The sequence below is a fragment of the Vibrio sp. D420a genome, from assembly GCF_030248625.1.
GTDB classification, from domain to species: Bacteria; Pseudomonadota; Gammaproteobacteria; order Enterobacterales; family Vibrionaceae; genus Vibrio; species Vibrio fortis_A.
Window position 1 is genome coordinate 1 of record NZ_JAHGAN010000033.1, and the last position, 21,398, is coordinate 21,398.

19 protein-coding genes are annotated in these 21,398 nt (G+C 46.1%); 8 read left to right on the plus strand and 11 right to left on the minus strand.

Annotated features, from left to right (window positions below; translation table 11 throughout):
• Window positions 1-282 precede the first annotated feature (282 nt).
• Window positions 283-1,530 carry a hypothetical protein gene (locus KI743_RS20240; protein WP_285467928.1) on the plus strand — a complete coding sequence of 416 codons (1,248 nt, stop codon included), beginning with the start codon at window positions 283-285 and terminating at the stop codon, window positions 1,528-1,530.
• A gap of 82 nt (window positions 1,531-1,612) precedes the next feature.
• Here the strand turns inward: KI743_RS20240 and KI743_RS20245 are convergent, their stop codons facing one another.
• Window positions 1,613-2,521, minus strand: a complete 909-nt coding sequence (locus KI743_RS20245) for a Tim44 domain-containing protein (RefSeq protein ID WP_032549584.1) — start codon at window positions 2,519-2,521, stop codon at window positions 1,613-1,615.
• A 196-nt stretch (window positions 2,522-2,717) separates the two neighbouring features.
• Here KI743_RS20245 and KI743_RS20250 point away from each other — a divergent pair, with 196 nt between their 5' ends.
• From KI743_RS20250 to KI743_RS20260, 3 genes are all read left to right on the plus strand, one after another.
• Window positions 2,718-3,308 (plus strand): TetR/AcrR family transcriptional regulator, encoded by a 591-nt coding sequence (locus tag KI743_RS20250; RefSeq protein WP_285467930.1) that lies wholly within the window; start codon window positions 2,718-2,720, stop codon window positions 3,306-3,308.
• A 49-nt stretch (window positions 3,309-3,357) separates the two neighbouring features.
• On the plus strand, window positions 3,358-5,232 hold the full coding sequence (locus KI743_RS20255) for an MFS transporter (RefSeq protein WP_285467970.1): 1,875 nt from the start codon (window positions 3,358-3,360) through the stop codon (window positions 5,230-5,232).
• A 149-nt stretch (window positions 5,233-5,381) separates the two neighbouring features.
• Window positions 5,382-6,302 carry a YeiH family protein gene (locus tag KI743_RS20260; protein WP_285467931.1) on the plus strand — a complete coding sequence of 307 codons (921 nt, stop codon included), beginning with the start codon at window positions 5,382-5,384 and terminating at the stop codon, window positions 6,300-6,302.
• A gap of 89 nt (window positions 6,303-6,391) precedes the next feature.
• Here KI743_RS20260 and KI743_RS20265 read toward each other — a convergent pair whose 3' ends face one another.
• The 7 genes from KI743_RS20265 to KI743_RS20295 all read right to left on the minus strand — a co-directional run bounded on the left by KI743_RS20265 (window position 6,392) and on the right by KI743_RS20295 (window position 14,085).
• The gene (locus KI743_RS20265) at window positions 6,392-6,559 is read right to left on the minus strand and encodes a hypothetical protein (RefSeq protein WP_032549588.1); all 168 of its coding nucleotides are present in this window, start codon (window positions 6,557-6,559) and stop codon (window positions 6,392-6,394) included.
• A gap of 119 nt (window positions 6,560-6,678) precedes the next feature.
• Window positions 6,679-8,076, minus strand: a complete 1,398-nt coding sequence (menE, locus tag KI743_RS20270) for an o-succinylbenzoate--CoA ligase (RefSeq protein WP_285467933.1) — start codon at window positions 8,074-8,076, stop codon at window positions 6,679-6,681.
• Between the two features lie 74 nt (window positions 8,077-8,150).
• Complete coding sequence (menC, locus tag KI743_RS20275; RefSeq protein WP_285467934.1) at window positions 8,151-9,158, minus strand: o-succinylbenzoate synthase; 1,008 nt, start codon at window positions 9,156-9,158, stop codon at window positions 8,151-8,153.
• A 74-nt stretch (window positions 9,159-9,232) separates the two neighbouring features.
• Window positions 9,233-10,099 (minus strand): 1,4-dihydroxy-2-naphthoyl-CoA synthase, encoded by an 867-nt coding sequence (gene menB / locus KI743_RS20280; RefSeq protein WP_032549592.1) that lies wholly within the window; start codon window positions 10,097-10,099, stop codon window positions 9,233-9,235.
• 132 nt (window positions 10,100-10,231) lie between these two features.
• Window positions 10,232-11,032 carry a 2-succinyl-6-hydroxy-2,4-cyclohexadiene-1-carboxylate synthase gene (menH, locus tag KI743_RS20285; protein WP_032549593.1) on the minus strand — a complete coding sequence of 267 codons (801 nt, stop codon included), beginning with the start codon at window positions 11,030-11,032 and terminating at the stop codon, window positions 10,232-10,234.
• Between the two features lie 9 nt (window positions 11,033-11,041).
• Window positions 11,042-12,766 carry a 2-succinyl-5-enolpyruvyl-6-hydroxy-3-cyclohexene-1-carboxylic-acid synthase gene (menD, locus tag KI743_RS20290; RefSeq protein WP_285467971.1) on the minus strand — a complete coding sequence of 575 codons (1,725 nt, stop codon included), beginning with the start codon at window positions 12,764-12,766 and terminating at the stop codon, window positions 11,042-11,044.
• 11 nt (window positions 12,767-12,777) lie between these two features.
• On the minus strand, window positions 12,778-14,085 hold the full coding sequence (locus tag KI743_RS20295) for an isochorismate synthase MenF (protein WP_285467935.1): 1,308 nt from the start codon (window positions 14,083-14,085) through the stop codon (window positions 12,778-12,780).
• A 291-nt stretch (window positions 14,086-14,376) separates the two neighbouring features.
• Here KI743_RS20295 and KI743_RS20300 point away from each other — a divergent pair, with 291 nt between their 5' ends.
• From KI743_RS20300 to KI743_RS20310, 3 genes are all read left to right on the plus strand, one after another.
• Window positions 14,377-15,594, plus strand: coding sequence for a pyridoxal phosphate-dependent aminotransferase (locus KI743_RS20300; protein WP_032549595.1), 1,218 nt, complete (start codon window positions 14,377-14,379; stop codon window positions 15,592-15,594).
• Between the two features lie 92 nt (window positions 15,595-15,686).
• On the plus strand, window positions 15,687-16,271 hold the full coding sequence (gene yfbR / locus KI743_RS20305) for a 5'-deoxynucleotidase (protein WP_285467937.1): 585 nt from the start codon (window positions 15,687-15,689) through the stop codon (window positions 16,269-16,271).
• A 45-nt stretch (window positions 16,272-16,316) separates the two neighbouring features.
• Window positions 16,317-17,660 carry an anti-phage deoxyguanosine triphosphatase gene (locus KI743_RS20310; protein WP_285467939.1) on the plus strand — a complete coding sequence of 448 codons (1,344 nt, stop codon included), beginning with the start codon at window positions 16,317-16,319 and terminating at the stop codon, window positions 17,658-17,660.
• A 25-nt stretch (window positions 17,661-17,685) separates the two neighbouring features.
• Here KI743_RS20310 and KI743_RS20315 read toward each other — a convergent pair whose 3' ends face one another.
• Window positions 17,686-18,303 carry a tRNA-uridine aminocarboxypropyltransferase gene (locus KI743_RS20315; RefSeq protein WP_285467941.1) on the minus strand — a complete coding sequence of 206 codons (618 nt, stop codon included), beginning with the start codon at window positions 18,301-18,303 and terminating at the stop codon, window positions 17,686-17,688.
• 9 nt (window positions 18,304-18,312) lie between these two features.
• Here KI743_RS20315 and rrtA point away from each other — a divergent pair, with 9 nt between their 5' ends.
• Entirely contained in the window at window positions 18,313-18,846 is a 534-nt protein-coding gene (gene rrtA / locus KI743_RS20320; protein ID WP_285467943.1) for a rhombosortase, read from the plus strand.
• 29 nt (window positions 18,847-18,875) lie between these two features.
• Here rrtA and KI743_RS20325 read toward each other — a convergent pair whose 3' ends face one another.
• Together KI743_RS20325 and ppiD are read right to left on the minus strand one after the other, a co-directional pair.
• The gene (locus KI743_RS20325; RefSeq protein ID WP_285467945.1) at window positions 18,876-19,172 is read right to left on the minus strand and encodes a helix-hairpin-helix domain-containing protein; all 297 of its coding nucleotides are present in this window, start codon (window positions 19,170-19,172) and stop codon (window positions 18,876-18,878) included.
• 346 nt (window positions 19,173-19,518) lie between these two features.
• The gene (gene ppiD, locus KI743_RS20330; RefSeq protein ID WP_150871518.1) at window positions 19,519-21,384 is read right to left on the minus strand and encodes a peptidylprolyl isomerase; all 1,866 of its coding nucleotides are present in this window, start codon (window positions 21,382-21,384) and stop codon (window positions 19,519-19,521) included.
• Window positions 21,385-21,398 lie beyond the last annotated feature (14 nt).

Consider the following 21,398-nt stretch of genomic DNA (forward strand, 5'->3'; position numbering starts at 1 on the left):
GTCCCCCTCCACCATATTCTCTTAAGAGATCAAAAAGCCAACTCACTGAGTTGGCTTTTTTTGCATCTAATCATACTAATATCACCGTAGATTTAGCTCATACTTTGTAGACCTACAAAACTTGATGCATTCAATACTTCTAATTTTTCTTCCATTCGATATGCGCGAACCTTGCTAATTGATTGATACATATCAATATTTTATAAAACGACAAGCATAAAGTCCCCTTGCGAATACTAATTAAAAAGCACAATGTCTTTTAGGCTAAGCAAGGAAAGAAACATGAGTAATCACAATTGGATTATGGTGAGTCTGTGTCTTATCGGATTAACAGCGTGTGGCGGTGGAGGCTCAAGCTCTCCTTCTACTCCGGTATCATCTGCTATTTCTACCAATCAATATCTACCTGCGCAGAATGGCGCAGCTTGGACTTATAGCGACGATAACACCGGACAAAACTACAAAGTTACGAGCTCCCCAGTCACCGTACACACCGACGGCAGTGAAACATTCTCGCTTAACTGGCCACATAGCGGGTTCAAGCAATCCTTTGAATATAAAGATCAGAGGCTTTATCTAGATAGCCTCACCTTTAATCAAGTCATGGTGAATGGCACCCGTTATACAGTTCAATTTGATATCTCCACAGCTCCCTTTCTTCTACTCCCGGCTTATGCGGAATTAGGCGAACGGTCAAACGCAGGCTACAGCGAAGCGACTACAACAATCACGCCCGACCCGGGCCCCGCTTATACTAGCGTGCTACCAATCTGGAAAAACCACGGAATTGAGACCGTTGTGACTCAACATGGCTCTTATGAGGCGGTACATATTGAGTTTGTTTTAGCGTTTGATGTTACGGTCTACTCTCCAACATACGGCGCAATTAGTCTTGACCAAATCTCATTGAGGCAAGAGCTTTGGTTTACGCCGAGTGTCGGTATCATCAAAATCAAGGACACCAGTGCTTCAGTTACCAATCCAACCGAACTCACACTCGATGGCTTCAATCGTTTTAGAGACGAAGATGACGAAGTCACAGCGACACTGCCAGCAGCCATTGAGATTGACGAACAAAGCCCTTGGAAAAACTTACACAGTGCCTATGGTGTTGATGTCTTTTATGGTACATGGCAAGAAAATGCCAACACCTGTTCACCAGCTCCAACAGATGATTCTCGCTATCAACTTACATTGTCTGAGCAAAGTTACACATTAACCAAAGTCACCTACCAAAATGGCGACTGTGGTGTTGAGGGAACAAACGTATTTAAAACAGAGTCCGTGAAGAGCGGTGGTTACAAGTTTATTGATGATGGGCAACAATCAGATTCGGTATCACTTAAGCTCAGTGTTCAGTCTGAAACTCTACGCGAACAACTTCCTGATAGTCCTTGGGGTGAATACTACGATGGTACCAGTGGCGTTGAAGAGATCATCAGTCTCAAAAAGACTGCCGATGACCAGCTAAAATTTGAGATCTACGACTGGGGAAGTATGCACAACCATACGTTGAACTATACCCCTTAGCTTCACAGATGATTTACCACCAATAAAAAGAGCCCTTGCCATAACAGCAAGGGCTCTTAGTCTAATCACGAAACTGGATTAATTAGCCTTGGATACCAACGATCAACCAAGGTGCATTTGGCGCAGTAAGGTCGCGCTCTAAATGCCAGATGTCCGTAATATCTTCTTCGATACCTTCTACTGAATCACGGTAACGACCGCTGAATTGAAGGCTCAATTGCGCCTTGCTGCCGTCATGGTCTGCACGAACGATTTCCGCATCTACGTACATTACGTCTGTATGTTGCTCACCTTCAAGCTTGTTGCGCTCTGCTTTTAGGTCTTCAAACAGACTTGGAGATACATACTCTTCAATCGTGTTCAGTTCATTGTGGTTCCAAGCGCCTTGTAGGGTACGGTAGTGCTCACGAGAACCGTTAATGAATGCCGCTTGATCAAAACCCGGTGGGTAGTTATGAGGAACATCGCTTTGTGCGCCAAAGCCAAAACCGCCAGCTGTGCCTTGTGATTGAGGCTGTGCTTGTTCAAAGTTATGAACGTTTGGCTGCTGTTGAGGTTGCTCAAACTTGTTCTGACCCATACCACCAAACGCAGGCTGTTGGCCGCGTTGCTGATTCATTGAGCCCTGCTTAGCACCCAACATGCCACGTAGGAATTTAAATGCTAGGAACGCAATCAGACCCATGATCAGGATATCCATGAACTGGATACCTTCAAAAGCGCCACCAAAGAATGCCGCTAACAGGCCACCAGCCAATAGGCCGCCTAATAGACCACCCATTAGACCTTTTTTACTAGAGCCAGCCGCATTTGTCTTGCCAGCTTGGTCTTGCTTAATCGAGTTTGTGTTTTGCTGTTGTTGTTTAGGAGCGGGAGCCGTTTTGAAACTTTTACCAAATGACTTACCACCACCAAACTTTTTCGCTTCTGCGATTGGTGTCACCGCGACTGATACCATCATAATCGCGATTAGTGAGAAAAATCGTTTCATTCTTATCCTTTATAGGTTTCGTTATCTTTCGACTCTTTAATCATACTCGTTAACAATGAACAATGAAATATTCACAGCCGCTACACATGTATCATAATATTGCTGAGATTAATTTAACCCTTGTAGAGTAAAGCATTGACGCCCACTAGAGCGGGCGACTAAAATATTGAACGTTGTTCATTAATAGAAGTTCACCATGGCCAGAAGAAACGATCACACGCGCGAGCAATTAATTCAGCTCACACTCGACACAGTTACTCAATTTTTAGAAGAACACTCATATCACGAGTTGAGCCTTCGAAAAATCGCGAACATGATTGGATATGTGCCAAGTACCCTAGTTAATGTATTCGGCAACTACAACCTGCTTCTTCTGCACGTTGTTGCTAAAACACTTGATGAACTGTCTGCTGAAGCGGCCGTGGCAGTTGAGCAATCAAGCAACCCACAAGATGCACTGTTTAACCTAGCTTACTGTTATCACGACTTTGCTCTTAAGCATCCAAACCGTTGGCAATTGGTGTTCGAACACAACATGAATGGTGAAAACCTACCTCAGTGGCAATCGAACCGTATCGATAAAATGACGGGTATGCTTGAGCAACTGTTACTTGCTATTGCCCCGCATCACACTGAAAAAGAAGTACTGAAAGCAAGCCGAGTATTATGGTCTGGCGTGCACGGTATTACGCTGCTGAGCGTCGATGACAAGTTCTTCGCTTCCGAGCCAATTGATGGTAAAGACCTGATTAATAACTTATTATCAAATTACTTAACCAATTGGTAGGCCATTACAGTGGCAAATGAATAAGGTCGCAAATGAACAAGGTTCGTATATGAAGAGCAGCAGCCAATCTTCGCTGTTAACGCAACAAAGGTTCCTACCCTATTTTATTACCCAGTTTCTAGGGGCCTTTAACGACAATATCTTCAAGAATGTGTTGCTGCTGTTTGTCGCTTTCGCTAGCGTCGACACATTACCCATCTCTAGCAACCTTTTCATTAATCTGGCTGCAGGTCTGTTTATACTGCCATTCTTCCTATTTTCAGCACTGGCAGGCGTACTCGCCGATAAATACGAAAAGTCGTGGTTCATTCGTAAGGTGAAGCTGCTCGAAATCGTGATTATGTCGTTGGGTGCCATTGGCTTTATCTACGAAAGCTACGGCATTCTCTTGCTATTGCTGTTCCTGATGGGAACCCAAAGTGCTTTCTTCGGGCCAGTGAAATACGCACTGTTGCCGCAACAACTTGAACCTAAAGAGCTTGTCTCTGGTAACGCTTTAGTCGAAACCGGAACTTTCCTGGCGATTCTTATTGGTACTTTGGGCGCGGGGATTATTGCCTCTCATGAGAGCGCGAAGATAGTGGCCTCGGTGTGTATCGTCCTATTCGCTGTGATGGGTTATAGTGCTAGCTGCTTTATCCCTAATGCACCAAGCAATGCGCCAGATATGAAAATCAAATGGCGACCAATTGCGCTTACTCGCCAAACATTAAAGATTGCTAAAAAAGACCGTCCGACTTTCCAAGCGCTGATGGCCATCAGTTGGTTCTGGTTCTTAGGCGCAGCGTACTTAACCCAATTCCCTAACTTCACCAAGATCCATTTAAACGGTACCGAGAGCGCGGTGGCTTTCTTGCTAGCCCTGTTCTCTGTTGGTATCGCTATCGGTTCATTAGCTTGTGACAAACTGTCTAATCACCGTATTGAGATTGGCATCGTTCCTATGGGAAGCCTAGGTATTTCCTTGTTTGGATTGCTGATGGCTCTGTCAGTCCCAGAGAGTTTGCCTCAATTCGAATCCTTTGATCAGTTTATTGTTCACTCTGAGCTCTGGCCACTGTTTGCATACCTGCTGCTTCTTGGTATTTCCGGTGGTATTTTCATCGTTCCGCTTTACGCCTTAATGCAGTTCAGAGCTGAACCAAACGAACGAGCTCAAGTGATTGCAGGGCTAAACATTTACAACTCTCTGTTTATGGTTGGCAGCGCAGTACTCGGTATCATCTGTTTAAGCCTGCTTGAAATGGACATTGTTGACCTGTTCATTCTATTGGCCGCAATGAATACGCTCGTGGTTCTGTACCTCTTCTATCAAGTGCCTATTTACGCATTCAGATTTTTCACTTGGGTTGTAACTCATACCATGTATCGAGTGAAGCATAAGAATCTACATCACTTGCCTGAAAAAGGCGGGGCGTTGATTATTTGTAACCACGTAAGCTATATGGATGCACTACTACTGAGTGCCGTTTGCCCTCGTTTGATTCGATTTGTAATGGAAGAGGACTACGCTAAGCTGCCACCTATTCGCCGATTCTTAAAACGCGCTGGGGTAATTCCGATTTCAGCGACCAATCGACGTTCAATCCGCAATGCTTTCAACGAAGTCGAGCAAGCTCTGCATGATGGACACATTGTCTGCATCTTCCCTGAAGGGCGTTTAACGTCTGATGGTGAGGTGGGTGAGTTCATGCGCGGTATGGAGCTGATCATCAAGCGTTCTCCTGTTCCAGTCATCCCAATGGCATTGAAAGGCCTTTGGGGGAGCTATTTCAGCCGCTACAAAGGTCGAGCTTGTAAAGGCCTACCAACTCGATTTTGGACCAAACTTGAGATTGAAGCAGGCGACGCTATCGATCCAAAACAAGCTTCATGCGATGTACTGCATCAGAAAGTCGTCGAACTGCGCGGTGATTTTCGCTAGATAACACGTCTCACAACCGCGAGCACCATGGCAAACGAACAAACGTTCAGTTTTTCTAAACGTTTGTTCAGTTCATTTAGACTTACTTATCGACTGTTTAAACGTATAGTGCTCTCTAACTTAACCTAATAATAAAAACTGACACCATCATGAGCTTCAACAAAAGCATCCCTTTTTACCTTGCAGCCCTTTTCTGCCTAACACCCTGGGTGAGCTCCCCGACAGCACTTGTTATCGGCTTTCTGCTCGCAAGTTTAGGCTTGGTTCCAGCTAACCTTGAAGTCGGTAAAATTACTAAGAAGCTGCTCGCCTACTCTATCGTTGGCTTGGGCTTCGGGATTCAATTTGAGAAAGCGTTGTCAGTAACTGGCGATGGTATTGGACTTATTGTTACCACCATCATTGGCACGCTAGTGATTGGTTGGTTCTTGGCAAAACGCATGGGATTGGATCGCACGACGGGTTACTTAATCTCTTCCGGTACCGCGATTTGCGGTGGTAGTGCCATTGCCGCGGTCGCTCCTGCGATTAAAGCGGATGACGAGCAGATTGGTCTAGCTCTGGCTACCGTGTTCGTATTGAACTCAATTGCGCTGTTTATCTTCCCAATGATTGGTCACGCATTAGAGCTTAGCCAACACACCTTTGGTACATGGGCAGCAATCGCAATTCACGATACCTCATCTGTGGTGGGTGCAGCATCGGCTTATGGTGAAGAGGCTTTAACAACCGCAACAACACTTAAATTGGCAAGAGCCCTATGGATCATTCCAATTGCGTTAGTCAGTACGATGATCTTTAAGAGTGACCAAAAGAAGATCACTATTCCGTACTTCATTTTCTTCTACTGCGCTGCTATTGCCGTGAGCGATCTGTTGCCGCAATTTGAAATGGTCTACCAAGGGATCTTTGATGTTTCCAAGCGCGCTTTGGTGGTTTGTTTATTCCTAATTGGATGTGGTATCTCTGTTGAAAAGCTCAAAGTAGCCGGGCCTAAGCCATTGATGTTTGGTATCACGATGTGGGTATTGATCTCTGTTGGATCGTTAAGTTGGCTATTATTCGCTTAATTTAAAAACGCTTCATTTCAAAACGCCTTATGCCAAAACGAAAAGCCCTCACCAATGCAATCACAGTGGTGAGGGTTCTTTGTATCTGGCTACTGCTCTTGTACTGAGGTATTGGCTTGACTCTCTTGTTTCTTCATCATAACTAGCACAACCACCAAGATAAATGCGGTGAACTCAGCCAGAGAGCGAGTCAGTCCATGTGAGGTCACTGCCTGTCCTATTTGCAGCAGTACCGCAAAGATCAGCGCTGTTTTCATAACCGAAGCCTTATTCACTAGTCCCTTAGAATTAGGCTTTATTATGATAGATAGTTATAAAGATAATAAATTCTGTTTTGAACTATTTCATTCCCATTTCGACTAAGCTGACGCTCTAGTTAACCCGTCTTGCTTCTAAGCCAGTCTGCCAATTGCTTCCTAGAAGTCTTTATTCCCTCTTGTTTCAATTGCGGCATTGAGTAGTAATCCTGAGGGATTTTGAATTTCTCTATATGTTTCAACAAAAACGCCTGATAGACGTCGGCACTTTCTAGCTTGTCGCACTCTACGATCGCCACTGGACGCTGTCCAAACTCTTTATCATCAACTGGAATAACAAAGGCCTGTTGTATCTCAGGGTATTTATTCAGGGCTGACTCTATCTCTTCACAATGGATATTTTCACCACCAGAAATGAATTGATTATCTGCTCGCCCAATGATGGTGACACGCTCACCTTTCCACCTGCCAAGATCTTTGCTATCAAACCAACCCTGTTGATTTTTTAATGGCGTAAGTTGTCCCTGATGATAGTAACCACTCGCTAACGTCTCACCGCCTATCCAAATATGGTCTTTTTCAATCTTAATGCTGCGATGTAGCAACACCTTCCCTGCATCTGTGTGTGCATCGACCGGCTTCGCAGTCACCGTTGATGCAGCTTCGGTCATACCATAACCGATCCAGGTTTCGATACCGCGCTGGTTGGCTTCCAGTGCGAGCTGGTTTGGAATATGGCTGCCACCAAGCAACACGTGACTCAGCGAGAGTGGACATTCACTATCAAGCAAACGCCTAAGCTGAGTCGCTACCAGCGAGGCATGAGTACAGCCATCAATGTCCTGCTCTAGCCCTTGATTAGCAACTTTGAGCGTCGCGCCAGCCACCAGCCAGCGATAAAAAATGGCTAAACCCGAGACGTGGTACATGGGTAGGCTGAGCAGCCAAGTATCATCAGAACCAAACTTAAAATGTTCTAACAACCCTGTAGCCGAAGCCATGTGTTGCTTAGCCGTGTGTGCCACCGCCTTTGGGTTACCAGTAGAACCCGATGTAAACACGATTGAGGCAAGATCAATCGTTTCACCCGAAGATTGTTTCAATGGGCGTGGTGTAAAGCCCAAAACCTCTTCTAAGCTTGGGAGCCGGATGAGCTTTGCATCGACATTCAAGGCTTCGCCATACTCACCTGTGATTGCAACGAAACGCTCTTTCCCAGCTGAATAAAGGGTCTCTAGCTTTTGTTCCAGTTTCTTCGACGGTTGAGGCATCGTCATCGCAACCAAAACACCAAGATTAAGAGAAGCGAGATAAGCGAGCACTAACTCACTGCTGTTTTTGCCAACAATGGTGAGTACGTCACCTTTGGAAAGACCTTGCGTATTTAAGTAGGTGCTATAGCGTTGGACCAGCGCATCGAGCTCGCGCCAATTTAGCGTGTGTGATGGGGTGATTAACGCGCGGCTGTCTGGTGAAGCACTCGCCCACTGTTGCCATAATGAATTGGTAAAGGTCACAAGCGTACCTAATGCTGAAAGAGTCAGCTCATCGCAAATTGATGAGCTGAACTGATGTGAATACTACAAGAGCGTTAAGACTGCCAAATCAACTGCTGGTTTTCTAACGTCTCTAGCGGTAAATCGCAGTTTGGCCAAGCGACTTCAAGTTGGGATTGGAACAGACCAATAGTGTCTAACCCCGGCACTTCCTCTGGCAAGTATTGATGGGCCAAACGAGCAATCTGAGTCAGACCAAGGCTTGTCTCAATACTTGAACTCAGCACTGGCTTAATGCCTAATTGTTTCGCTCGCTCAATGATTGCAACGCAGCGATCTACTGAACCAATCAGTGTTGGTTTAATCACCACAGCTTTAGCACCTGTGAGATCGCTAAGGTTGAAATCTGGTCGCTTAACTGCATCTTGCAGGGTTTCATCCCACGCAATCGCGACACCATTATCAATGGCAAACGCTAGACTATCCTCCGGCTGCTGACACGGCTCTTCGATAAAGCTAATGCGCTGACGCAGCGAAGGGGAGATGTACTTTATGAACTGCTTAGCTTTTTCTGGTTTCCAAGCGCGATTGGCATCCAGTCGTAGGCTTAGGTCTGGAATTGATTCCAGGAAAAGACTCACTAGCATCCCATCGCGAATCGCTTCATAAAGGCCCACCTTCACTTTAGCGACCTTCTCACCTTCCATCTCGTTGAGCACAGGAATGAGTTCATCAGGGTCTCCTGTACACAGAGGAGCTGCGCGGTAGTTGCCCTGCTCTCCCAACTCACCTTTAAGCTCCATCATTGCCATCGACAAGCCAAATGCAACCGAAGGGTAAAGCTCTTCATAAGGCGTCAAAGGTTTGTTGTGGCTCCATAACTCCAACTGTTCTTGAAGTTGAATACCCGCTTGATCGGTATCCTCCAAGCTAAACCCAGGCAGAGGAGAAACCTCACCTAGTGCTCGCTTGCCGTCATGCTCAAGCTCGATAACGTAACCTGTACGTTGACTCAGCTTGTTATCACGCAGAACCACACCGCTATCCATAGGTAATTGATAACGATAGAGTTTAGCTGTGCGTGTAGAATTCATTGTGTTCATAAGTCTTCCTAGTGAACAAAGCATCAAAAACACAAAGAGCCGCATTGTGCGACTCAGTGTGGTAGTAGATTCGATTATGGGTTACGCGGGAACTTGTCGAAATCGGGGCGACGTTTCTCGTTAAATGCGTTTCGACCCTCTTGGCCTTCTTCTGTCATGTAGAACATCATGGTCGCGTTGCCCGCTAGTTCTTGCAGACCGGCTTGACCATCACAGTCAGCGTTCAGTGCTGCTTTTAGGCATCGTAGAGCCATCGGGCTGTGTTGTAGAACCTCACGACACCAACGTACTGTCTCTTTCTCTAAATCCTCTACAGGAACGACTGTGTTCACCAGGCCCATATCTACAGCTTCTTGCGCATCGTAGAAACGACATAGGAACCAGATTTCGCGCGCTTTCTTCTGACCAACGATGCGAGCCATGTAAGATGCGCCCCAACCGCCGTCAAATGAACCCACTTTCGGGCCTGTTTGACCAAACTGAGCGTTTTCAGCAGCAATCGTAAGGTCACACATCATGTGCAGTACGTGACCGCCACCAACAGCCCAACCAGAAACAGCTGCAATGACAGGCTTAGGACAAGTACGGATCTGACGTTGGAAGTCCAGTACGTTCAGGTGGTGCGTACCAGAATCATCTTGGTAACCGCCGTAGTCACCGCGAATGCTTTGGTCGCCGCCAGAACAGAATGCTTTTTCACCGAGTCCGGTAAGAATAATCACACCAACTTTCTCGTCGTAACGAGCGTCAGCCAGAGCGTTAATCATCTCTTTTACAGTTTGTGGACGAAACGCATTGTGGACTTGAGGACGCGCAATCGTGATCTTTGCAATACCGTCGTCTGACTTGTGGTATTGGATATCTTCGTATTGACTGCCTACATCGCTCCAATTTACTGCTGCGTATAGTTCTTCTTCGGTGATGCCTACTGTTTTCGCCATGGTGGTTCCCATTGTTATATTCATGATCACAGCCGATATTCGGCGGTGTCGCAATCTCTGTTTATATCAATTGCTAGATATGTCGAGTGCTGTTTACATCAAGCGTTTTTACGTAATGCGTTGAGTGCGAGTTCAATCATGCTTGCTAATGCATTGGATGATCAAATTCGAAAATAGTTCAGGCTGTTCAAAATGGACATTATGCCCAGCGTGATCGACCTGACTACATTCAAAGCCGCTACTCTCCGCCAATTCAATGAATTTACGATCTTTTTTACCACAAATGTAATGCAGCTGATGCTCACAAGATTTCAATGTGGCACGTAAATCCGGTTGCTTAGCCAGTGATGTAGATAACAACATATTTGCTACGGATACTCCAAGGTTACCACTACGCTTTATCACTAAAGTTTGTCTTTGCTCATGATTTAGTGAAGAAAAGACACTTTGCTGATACCAATCGTCTAAAACATCTTCAATTGATTGCTGTGCAAAGCGTACCGCCCATTGAGTGTCATGCACTAGGCGCTGTGCTCTTGCGTCATCACAGTCGAGTCCGAAGTTGCCTCCCTCTACCACGACTTTCACCAAATTAAGCGCTTCAAACTTACCGCTGGTCACTCCATACATCGCTAAGCGGCCACCCAGTGAGTAACCAATCAAAACAATAGGATAGTCATCAGGTAGCTGATATTGCTGAAACTGAAAAAGAACGTTTTGGACGATTTTCTCGCAACAATGATCAAAACCAATAGGATCAACAAAACAGCTCTTACCGTGTCCCGGCAGATCGATACACAAGCGCGGGTATTCAGACAGATATGAGTGACATGCACTCCAATCCTCTCCGCTTCCAAGTAGACCATGCAAGAATACAAGCAAAGGTTTCTCTGACGAGGTTTGCTCAGCGGGATAGTAAGTGGAGAAAAGCATGTCGACTCCTTAGGCTTGCGCCTCTTTTAACATTGAATTGAACTGCTTCAACAAGTGAGAGGCTTGTTCTGGAGGTGTTTTTACTTCAACCAGTAGTGTGCCCTCACCCTGCTTAAAGTGTGAATCAATGACATCTTGATACTGAGTTAGGGTTTCAGGGGCGACATATTGCAATCGAAACTGAGCAGCCGCATGCTCAAAACTGTACCCATGAGGCATTTGGTAGAGAGACTGTTTCTGCTGCTGAGGAACAGGGAGCAAGTCAAAAATCGCGCCACCGTCGTTATTCGTTACCACGATAATCATAGGTGTCTGTGACTCACTAAGCAGCGCTAGTGAATTCAAATCGTATAGAAGCGACGTGTCACCGATTAACATCATCATAGGCTGCTGACGCGCTTTGAGTATGCCTGCTGCAGTAGCAACTAGCCCATCAATACCTGATGCGCCTCGGTTGCTATAAACTGAGCTGCTTGGAACTGCTGACAACATATCGACCAGTCTCACCATTAGGCTGTTTCCAACAAACAGCGCTCGCTCTTTAAGTCTAGCCGACAAATCGACCGCAACACTGAGCTCGGTTAATTGGTCATCATTCATCAACTGTGCACGAGACAGTTGAGTGATGCTTTGTGAAGCGGACTTCAAACTATCTGCCCACCCCGCACTCTGCGCATGCAGACTTGGCAATGATTGACAGGCGAGCCATGATGCCGGCTGAGAAACGATATGTGTCTGAGGCAGATGATCTTGATTGATGCAATGACTATCAGGGGATATCACAAGATACTGCTCTGGCGAAAAGTGTTCAGCTTGTTGCTTGATCCAGTGATTTAAACGCTTAGACACAATACGCTCACCAAACTGCACGATGCAATCACAATCATTTAATTGCTGAGCGAATTCAGGAATTTGAAGCCAAAGATCGTAGTGCTGCCAATCGCTCGCAACGCCAGATTGAGCATCACAAAACACAGGCCAACCTAGCGACTGTGCGAACTGTTTGGCTGCCTGTGCCTCTTCCAGCGCCAAAGAACCAATCACAACCACCCCACGACGCTGAAAATAGTCACTCGACGAGATGTTGGGACTGACTGCGTTTAAACTGTATGTCTTGGAGGTATATGGCTTATCACTCTCCTTCCATGCAGCAATCGAAGAGAGGTACTCATGATAAATTTCTGAATTTTCATCAGAATAAAGCGGCTCTGGGTAAGGGCAATTAATATGGATAGGTCCACCCTTGGCACTCTGCTGCGCCAACAGATCATCCAGCGAGCACAGTAGCCAATTGAGTGACACTTGTGTGTTCGGGCTCGGTAGATTCAAAGAGCCTTCAGCATGCTGCGAAAAAATCCCTAATTGCTGAATAGCTTGGTTCGCGCCACAGTTAACTAATTCAACAGGTCTATCCGAAGTCAAAAGAATCAGAGACTCACGAGTTAATCCCGCTTCAGCCACTGCCGGTAAAAGGTTGGCAACTGCGGTGCCAGACGTCACAATCACCGCGACTTTGCTTTTGGTTGCCTTAGCTAAACCTAAAGCGAAAAAGCCTAAACCACGCTCATCAAAATGCGTGTGAATGGTGAGTTTGTTGTTGGCTTCCGCCTCAAGAGTCAAAGGCGTTGAACGTGAGCCCGGAGCAATACAGACGTGCTCGACACCGCTGCGTGCTAACTCTTCAAGCAGTGTCGATGACCAGACTCGATTTAATACCGCTTGGTCATGCTTCAATGATGGTGAACTCATGATGCCACACCCAGTGGTGGGTGCTCAGAAATAAGACTTAGCAGAGTCGACATTTTCTTATTCAACTCTTGCCACTCATGCTCAGCGACCGATCCTGGGACGATCCCCGCCCCTGCGAACAACTGAACTTGATCGCCAACGATCAATGCGCTGCGAATTGCTACACAGAACTCAGCGCGTTGGTGGCTAATGAAGCCAACCGAACCTGCATACCAACCTCGAGCAAAGGGCTCGTGCTTCAGAATAAAGTCCATTGACTCTTTGCGAGGCAAACCAGCAACAGCAGCGGTTGGTTGGAGTGTGCCGAGCAGTTGCACGCCGTTTACGCCAGCATGTAACTGCGCATGAATATGCCGTTTTAGATGTTGCACCTTGCGAAGGCGAACCAATCGAGCCTCTTTCTCGACGTTCACAGAGTGAGAATACGCCGTTAAGCGATCAATAATGTCGTCGACAACATATTGATTTTCATTGAGGTTCTTCTGGTCTTGAGTCAGCCAGTTGGCGAGCTCCATATCAGACGATGCATTCTTGCCGCGCCCAATCGTGCCCGCGAGTGCTTCCGTATCTAGCTCAGTACCGTGGCGACTGTAAAGCCTTTCTGGCGTTGAGCCGATAAAGCTATGCTTGGAGTCAAGCACCAGCATGAAATGAAAGCTGTTGTGATTTTTTTGATAGCTCGCCTTTAAGAGCTGAGCTGCACAAATCGGCTCATCCAAATGCACGGTCGTTTTACGCGCAAGCACCACTTTTTTGAAATCGTTATTGTCGATACCAGTGAGCACTTTCTCAACTAAACCATTCCACTCTGGTTGCTCTGGAAGGTGGTCAATATGTTCAATATGCGCACTCAACGGGGCCAATATTGCGGCATCAACAGACAGCTTCTTCAGCGCATTGATTGAGGCAACGCGATCGGGGGTCAAGTTGACGGCTAAAGACCATTTGTCATCAAATCGAATCAGCTCTATCTGCGGGAGAAAGAAAAACGATTCCATACAACGTCGATTCTTCTCTGTGTGTCCATCGAAAGAGCGGCCACCCCAGATGCGTTGATCGTCTCCAAGAATCGCGTAAGCCGGTGCAGGATCAGAAAAGGTATGGATTTGTCCTAACGCAACAACCTCTTCTCGAGTGTCTCGAGATTGCCAGTAGAACTTGGGGAACAGCGGTTGAGCATGAAGCCATTCAATAAATGCAAACGGTGGTTTTTGCTTAAGAACTTCAACACAACGAACTTCGCCAGCTTGTGCATTTTGAACTCGCTCAGTCAAAGCGCAGATGGTTTGTTGGAAATGTGACAAATCGACCTCGTTCACATCTAATTTATTATTATATTAGTTTGATACTTTATGGGTAGCACCTACTTAGATCAAGAATGTATAAAATCTTTTCAGTATTCCTGTGATTTTAAGCGTTTCGCCCCTCAGTTTACCTAAGCTCGGTCCGAGTTTACGAAATCCCTCACTATCACTTCTAAACAGCCACTGGCTAAAGGTTATTCGGAATTAACCGATTGTTCAGATTTTTATTCTATCAAACGTCAATTTAGGGTACTTTAATAAAGTATTTAAATAATTTTTAGGAAATCGGCAATGCAAAACATCGGGATGTCGTCAAAACTCAACAGTGTATGCTATGAGATCAGGGGACCAGTACTAAAACATGCTAAGCGCATGGAAGAAGAAGGACATAAAATCCTAAAGCTAAATATTGGTAATCCCGCCCCGTTTGGTTTTGACGCCCCAGATGAAATCCTAGTTGACGTAATTCGTAACCTGCCGACATCTCAAGGTTACTGCGATTCAAAAGGGATCTACTCTGCCCGTAAAGCCGTGGTGCAGCACTATCAAAAGAAAGGTCTGCGTAACCTAGATGTAGAAGATGTCTACATCGGCAACGGTGCTTCTGAGCTTATCGTAATGTCGATGCAAGCTCTGCTAAATAATGGCGATGAAATCTTAGTTCCCGCTCCTGACTACCCGTTGTGGACAGCCTCTGTTGCACTATCTGGCGGTAAAGCCGTTCACTACATGTGTGATGAAGAGAACGACTGGTATCCGAACCTCGAAGACATGGTCGCTAAGATCACGCCTAAGACTCGCGGTATTGTTCTTATCAACCCGAATAACCCAACGGGTGCAGTTTACAGCCGTGACTTTTTGCTTAAAGTGGTCGAAATTGCCCGTGAGCACAAACTGATGATCTTCGCCGATGAGATCTACGATAAAGTGCTTTACGACGGTGCCGTACACACGTCTATTGCAACCCTAGCAGAAGACGTATTGATGGTGACATTTAACGGCCTATCAAAGGCGTACCGCGTTTGTGGTTTCCGTGGCGGTTGGATGTTCCTAACGGGCCCTAAACATCTAGCCAAGGGCTATGTTGAAGGCCTCGAAATGCTTGCCTCGATGCGTTTGTGTGCCAACGTACCAATGCAGCATGCTATTCAAACGGCACTAGGCGGCTATCAGAGTATCAACGAGCTTATCCTGCCAGGCGGTCGTTTGCTTGAGCAGCGTGACCGAGCTTGGGAACTGATCAACAAGATTCCAGGCGTCTCTTGTGTGAAACCCAAAGGGGCGATGTACCTGTTCCCGAAAATCGACACTGAGATGTACAACATCAAAGACGACCAAAAGTTTGTACTCGATTTCTTGAAGCAAGAGAAGGTACTGCTGGTACAAGGTACTGGCTTCAACTGGCCAAAACCAGACCACTTCCGAATCGTGACACTGCCGCATATTGAAGACTTAGAAACAGCTATTGGCCGACTTGAACGCTTCCTGTCGACCTACAGCCAAGAATAATCATAGATTACAAGGCTTTAAATTAGTCTAGATCACTTCTATTCTTAAAAGGCTCCTACTTGGAGCCTTTTGTCATTTCAGGGAGGAAATCTATGACCCAAAGCCATTTCTTTGCGCACCTTGCCCGCATGAAGCTTATTCAGCGCTGGCCTTTGATGCGCTCCGTCTCCACCGAGAATATCTCTGAGCACTCCCTACAAGTGGCCTTCGTCGCCCACGCATTAGCCGTGATTAAAAACAAGAAGTTTGATGGGAACCTAAACCCTGAACACATTGCTCTACTCGGTATGTATCACGATACCAGTGAGGTTCTGACGGGGGATTTGCCAACGCCGGTAAAGTATTACAACCCAGACATTGCAAACGAGTACAAAAAGATTGAGGCCGCTGCTGAGCAACGTCTACTCTCTATGCTCCCAAAAGAGTTCCAAGAAGACTTTGCTCCTTTCCTGATCTCAGGTAAAGCGAGTAAAGAGGAACAAAGCATCGTCAAACAGGCCGACACCATCTGCGCCTACCTCAAGTGTTTGGAAGAACTCAGCGCCGGCAACCATGAGTTTGAACAAGCCAAAAGACGCTTAGAGGAGACCCTTTCACAGCGAGCCAGTCCAGAAATGGACTACTTTTTAACGACTTTTGCCCCTAGCTTCGAATTATCGCTAGACGAAATCAGTTAGCTAGGTATAAGTTGTGATAATAACTCTAAACCAATAGGTGCTCATTTGACGCTTTCAAACTCACCTACTCTATTGCTTGCCGAGCAATGGAAAGCACGCAACGACGATGAACACAAGATTCGCCGAGATGACCACAGAAGCCCATTTCAACGTGACCGCGCTCGTGTGCTTCACTCTGCAGCATTTAGACGCCTGCAAGCTAAAACCCAGGTCCACGGCACCGCAATCAACGATTTCCACCGTACTCGCCTGACTCACTCCTTAGAAGCAGCTCAGTTGGGAACCGGGATCGTCGCCCAACTTAAAAAGAAGCAGCCTGAGTTTCGAGAACTGCTGCCATCGGATAGCTTAATTGACTCTTTGTGTCTTGCTCATGATATCGGTCATCCACCTTATGGCCATGGTGGTGAAGTGGCGCTCAACTATATGATGCGTGATCATGGCGGCTTTGAGGGTAATGCTCAAACCTTCCGTATTGTGACTCAGTTGGAACCCTACACTGAGCACCACGGCATGAATCTATCAAGGCGTACTCTTCTTGGTTTGATCAAGTACCCATCGCTGATCAGCAAGGTAAAAGCCACCTCAATGCCAGAGCCAGTTAAACACCAAAGACAACTGCGAGCCAAAGATTGGATGCCAGCTAAAGGTATTTACGACCACGATAAAGCGCTGTTTGAGTGGGTACTGGCTCCCTTGTCTGAACATGACCAAGCTCTTATTCAACAACCAAGAAAATCTCACGTCGAACCGTTTGAACACAATAAGACCAAGTACAAATCTCTCGACTGTTCCATTATGGAGTTAGCAGACGACATCGCCTATGGCGTACATGATTTGGAAGATGCGATGGTGTTGGGTTCAGTGACCAAAGCCCAGTGGATGGAATCAGCTTACCCGCAACTGTTGGAAGCCAACGATCCTTGGGTCACACGCCACCTCGATTCAATTACTGAAATGTTGTTTTCAGGTGAGCAATACCGTCGTAAAGATGCAATTGGCGGCATTGTTAACGCATTGCTTACCAGTATCTCAATCAAGCCAGTAGATGCGGGGTTTGAAAACCCTCTGCTCTCTCATAATGCCTACCTAGAGCCAAGTATGGATTCAACCCTAGATAAGCTAAAGCACTTTGTGAGTGAGTTTGTGATTCAGGTGCCTGAAGTTCAAGTCATCGAATACAAAGGACAGCAGATCATCATGGATATGTTTGAAGCCTTCAGTGCCGACCCTGAGCGCTTGTTACCGATGGCAATTAAGAAGCAGTGGCAAAGCCACACTGAAGAGTGTCGTAAGATGAGGGTTATCGCTGATTACATCTCATCTATGACCGATGACCTCGCTCAAAAAATGCATCAACAGCTGTTCTCGGCACATACTGAGTTCTAACGAGCTAGATTTCGCTGAGACGCAGCTAACTTAAGTAATTTTTCTCAAATACGCCTGGTGGCATTTGGTCGATTTGAAACTGAATCATTCGATCAAATGCTGCAAGCAACGGGTCAAAATCACGATGAGGTTGCAGCAAGCTCAGTAAGTGGTAGCCCGCCTCTACGGTAGATAGGCTGTTTTCACTCGGCGCTTTGCGAATCCGATAATTCCCTTTCAGATCTTTTGGTAAATGAAGGGTATCTAGCTGCTGTAAGTTGCTGGAGACTTGCCACATCTTGAACGCTTTCTTCCACGTCCCATCGAGCAAGATGATTCTCAGCTTTTGCTCCTCAGAACCATTCAAGCTAGACGCAGACAACTGCTCCACAGACAGCGAACTCTCATCTGGGTACAAGATTGCATGTTGATAGTGGTCGTCGTTCAACAGATGATTAAGAGCGTCATGGTCAGAGAAGTCTTCGCCAATGAAAGTCACGCTATTTTCCAATGACAGCGATAAAATACGTGCGGTCCCCATCGGCCTATGCTCTTCTGATGGGTGCTGAAGAATGATAAGCTCAACGTCCGATTTAAGTGGAGTGATCCACTGACAAATACACGCTTTCAAAGCCTTACGGCACTGGGGGCAATAACGAGACATGGATTTACGGTGTACCCTGCTTTAGTTTTTACTTCACTGATGTGTGTGCTATTCCAATTTGACCCGATTCAAGCTTGGGTCGTTTGGGATCACAATGCAATCGCCAATGGACAATGGTGGCGAATCGTAACAGGAAACTTTTCCCATACCAACCTTTCACACTTAGCAATGAACCTTGCTGGGTTATGGGTGATCTGTTTTGTATTTCAACCAAGCCGAGTCCGACTCCTAGTCTACCTGTTCATCATCAGCCTATTTACCGGAACAGGGCTTCTAGCGACAGATATACAAAGTTATGTCGGTTTGTCAGGAACCCTGCACGGTCTGTTTGGTGTATTCGCTCTGACAGAGGCGCTGACAGGCCGACACTCAAGTTGGTTACTGGTTGCTGGGCTAGTTGCGAAAGCCGCATGGGAGCAGTTTGTGGGGCCTTCTACTACAACAGGCGCATTGATCAATGCTCGTGTTGCGATTGAAGCCCATCTCATTGGGGCATTAAGTGGTTTTCTGTTGGCTTGGATTAAAGTGAAACGAAGAATATGAAGGGCTCTACCCCTTCATATTTAGCTCTATTACAACTCAATTCTCTTTCGGTTCTTCTCAACGGTTGCTGCACCGATGCCTTTTACATTCGCTAAGTCGTCAGGCTTTTGAAATGAACCATTCTGGTCGCGATACTGCACAATCTCCTGCGCTTTTTTATCACCAATACCAACCAACAAAGCTGACAACTCTTCCGCTGTGGCAGTGTTGATATTCACCGTTACTTCAATTCCTTCATAGAGCTCCGCTTTAGACGGGCTATCTGCCCAAGCTGAAGCACTAAAGACAATCATAAGAGACATTAAAAGAGTGTATAAACTTTTCATTTTCGTTCCGTTCCATGTTGTGAAAACTAATACCAATCACAGTAAGTAAGTGATCAAAAATAGCGCAGGAAAAAGGCTTGAGAACAAGGCAGAATTTTCTGATAAGTAGTTATTCTACAATCAAAAATTCTAACGCAGTTATCGAGCATTTTAACAAGCTAGGGTGAGCAATTATTTACTACGATTGGTATAAACGTTACTCTTTAAAAACCGACTACCGTAGTTTATTGAGACAAAAATAAAGCGGGTCACCTAAGTGACCCGCTTTGAGTTACAACTGATTTTCATTGTCGTGTAGGCTGACTCGCAAACCTACTCTTCAAGCTATCTTTTACCGAGCTTGCTATTACTGACCTTGACCTACAATGTAGTATTCAACGTCAGCGTTCTTACGAAGTACGTTCAGAACGTTCGTCAGGTCTTGCTGATTACCAACTCGCTCTAGCTGTGCACCGATTTGAGTGCTGTAAGCTGGGTTGATATCTGCAGTAACCTTAGATAGCTCAACAACCACGATGTTACCGTTTTGATCTTTCGCTTGACCAAATACTGGTTGATCCGCTTCTGGCTTAGCAAAAGCAAACACAGAGCTTGCTAGTGGTGAGCTACGGTCAATTGTTTCAAGTTCGCTGAACGTCAGGTTGTTTTCCGCTAGTACAGCTTCGTTACCCGCTTTTAGTTCATTCACTAGTGATACACCTAGCTCAATTGCTTGTTGTTCCGCTTTAACAGCAGACAGTGCAGCAACAACTTGGTCTTGTACTTCTTCTAGTGGAAGTACAGTTTCGTCGCGAGTCTCTTCAACGCGAACCACGATAACGTGTTCAGGCGCTACTTCGATAACTTCTGAGTTTAGGCCATCTTCTTTCACTTCTGGGCTCAGAATCGCTTGCATCACAGCAGGCGTCTTCAGTAGCTCAGGAGCGTCGATTTGAGAAACGAAGTCCGTTGTTTGGATCTTAGCGTTAATCGCCTCTGCAGAGTCGTCTAGTGAGTCTGGGTACTCAAACGCAACCTTCTCTAGTTCAGTTTGTAGTTCGTAGAATTGGTCTACGGCTTCCTGATCCAATAGCTCTTGCTTGATTTCAGCCGCTACTTCAGAGAAAGGCTGTGCTTTAGAAGCTTGCAGCTCGTCTAGCTTGATGATGTGGTAACCAAACTCAGACTTAACTAGGCCTGTTGTGTCACCTACGTTTTCTAGAGCGAAAGCCGCATCTTCAAACGCTGGGTCCATCACATCACGTTCAATCCAACCTAGGTCACCGCCAACATCAGCGCTACCGAAATCGTCAGACTTCTCTTCTGCTAGTGCAGCAAAATCAGCACCTGCGTTTAGCTCGTCAAGAATAGCTTGCGCTTTTGCTTCATCGTCACCTTGAACAAGGATGTGACTTACTTTGCGTTGCTCTTCAGTTGAGTACTTGTCTAGGTGCTCTTGGTAGTACTGCTCAGCTTGCTCATCAGACACCTGGATTTGACCTTTCAGCGCTTCTGCAGAAAGCTCAATGTAAGACACCTTCGCTTGCTCTGGACGAGTGTAAGCTAGTGGGTTTTGCTGATAGTACTCTGAAATCTCTTCTTCTGTTAGCTCAACGCTTTTCGCAAGTTCAGCAACAGATAGCGTCACTGTGCGGATATCACGTGTTTGAGCAATCAGTTTGCTTTGAGTATCGATCTCACCTTGAAGAACAAACTCACTACCTTGTAGCGCTGTCACCAGTTGGTTGCGCATTAGGTCACGACGCATGTATTCCGCAAAGCTTTCAGGGCCAAAGCCAGCACGACGAAGTGCCGCTTGGTAAACTTCTTGATCGAATTGACCTGCAGTTTGGAACTGAGGCATCTCTAGAATCATCGTACGGATTTGCGAATCGCTGATGCGTAGGCCTAGAGATTCAGCTTGCTGCTCAAGCAGTACATCGTTGATCATGCGATCAAGTACTGATTTACGGAAAGACTCTACGTATGCAGGGTCTGCAAGCATTTGAGAGAAGTAATCGCCAAGTTGTGATTGCATACGATTACGCTCGTTTTGGTAAGCTTGTTCGAACTCACCACGACCGATTTCGGTATTGCCAACTTTCGCTGCAGCGTTGTTACCGCCACCTGTGATGTAGCTACCTACACCTGCGAATACGAATGACAGGATAATCAACCCAAGGATAATTTTTACCGCGATGCTATTCACGCCTTCGCGTAATCGATCCATCATAATTTAAGTGCTCT

What these genes read in the sequence shown, in the direction of transcription:
- KI743_RS20240 (WP_285467928.1), top strand. Translation starts at nt 283, where the DNA reads ATGAGTAATCACAATTGGATTATGGTGAGTCTGTGTCTTATCGGATTA.
- KI743_RS20245 (WP_032549584.1), bottom strand. Translation starts at nt 2,521, where the DNA reads ATGAAACGATTTTTCTCACTAATCGCGATTATGATGGTATCAGTCGCG.
- KI743_RS20250 (WP_285467930.1), top strand. Translation starts at nt 2,718, where the DNA reads ATGGCCAGAAGAAACGATCACACGCGCGAGCAATTAATTCAGCTCACA.
- KI743_RS20255 (WP_285467970.1), top strand. Translation starts at nt 3,358, where the DNA reads ATGAAGAGCAGCAGCCAATCTTCGCTGTTAACGCAACAAAGGTTCCTA.
- KI743_RS20260 (WP_285467931.1), top strand. Translation starts at nt 5,382, where the DNA reads ATGAGCTTCAACAAAAGCATCCCTTTTTACCTTGCAGCCCTTTTCTGC.
- KI743_RS20265 (WP_032549588.1), bottom strand. Translation starts at nt 6,559, where the DNA reads ATGAAAACAGCGCTGATCTTTGCGGTACTGCTGCAAATAGGACAGGCA.
- menC (WP_285467934.1), bottom strand. Translation starts at nt 9,158, where the DNA reads ATGAACACAATGAATTCTACACGCACAGCTAAACTCTATCGTTATCAA.
- menB (WP_032549592.1), bottom strand. Translation starts at nt 10,099, where the DNA reads ATGGCGAAAACAGTAGGCATCACCGAAGAAGAACTATACGCAGCAGTA.
- menH (WP_032549593.1), bottom strand. Translation starts at nt 11,032, where the DNA reads ATGCTTTTCTCCACTTACTATCCCGCTGAGCAAACCTCGTCAGAGAAA.
- KI743_RS20300 (WP_032549595.1), top strand. Translation starts at nt 14,377, where the DNA reads ATGCAAAACATCGGGATGTCGTCAAAACTCAACAGTGTATGCTATGAG.
- yfbR (WP_285467937.1), top strand. Translation starts at nt 15,687, where the DNA reads ATGACCCAAAGCCATTTCTTTGCGCACCTTGCCCGCATGAAGCTTATT.
- KI743_RS20315 (WP_285467941.1), bottom strand. Translation starts at nt 18,303, where the DNA reads ATGTCTCGTTATTGCCCCCAGTGCCGTAAGGCTTTGAAAGCGTGTATT.
- KI743_RS20325 (WP_285467945.1), bottom strand. Translation starts at nt 19,172, where the DNA reads ATGAAAAGTTTATACACTCTTTTAATGTCTCTTATGATTGTCTTTAGT.
- ppiD (WP_150871518.1), bottom strand. Translation starts at nt 21,384, where the DNA reads ATGATGGATCGATTACGCGAAGGCGTGAATAGCATCGCGGTAAAAATT.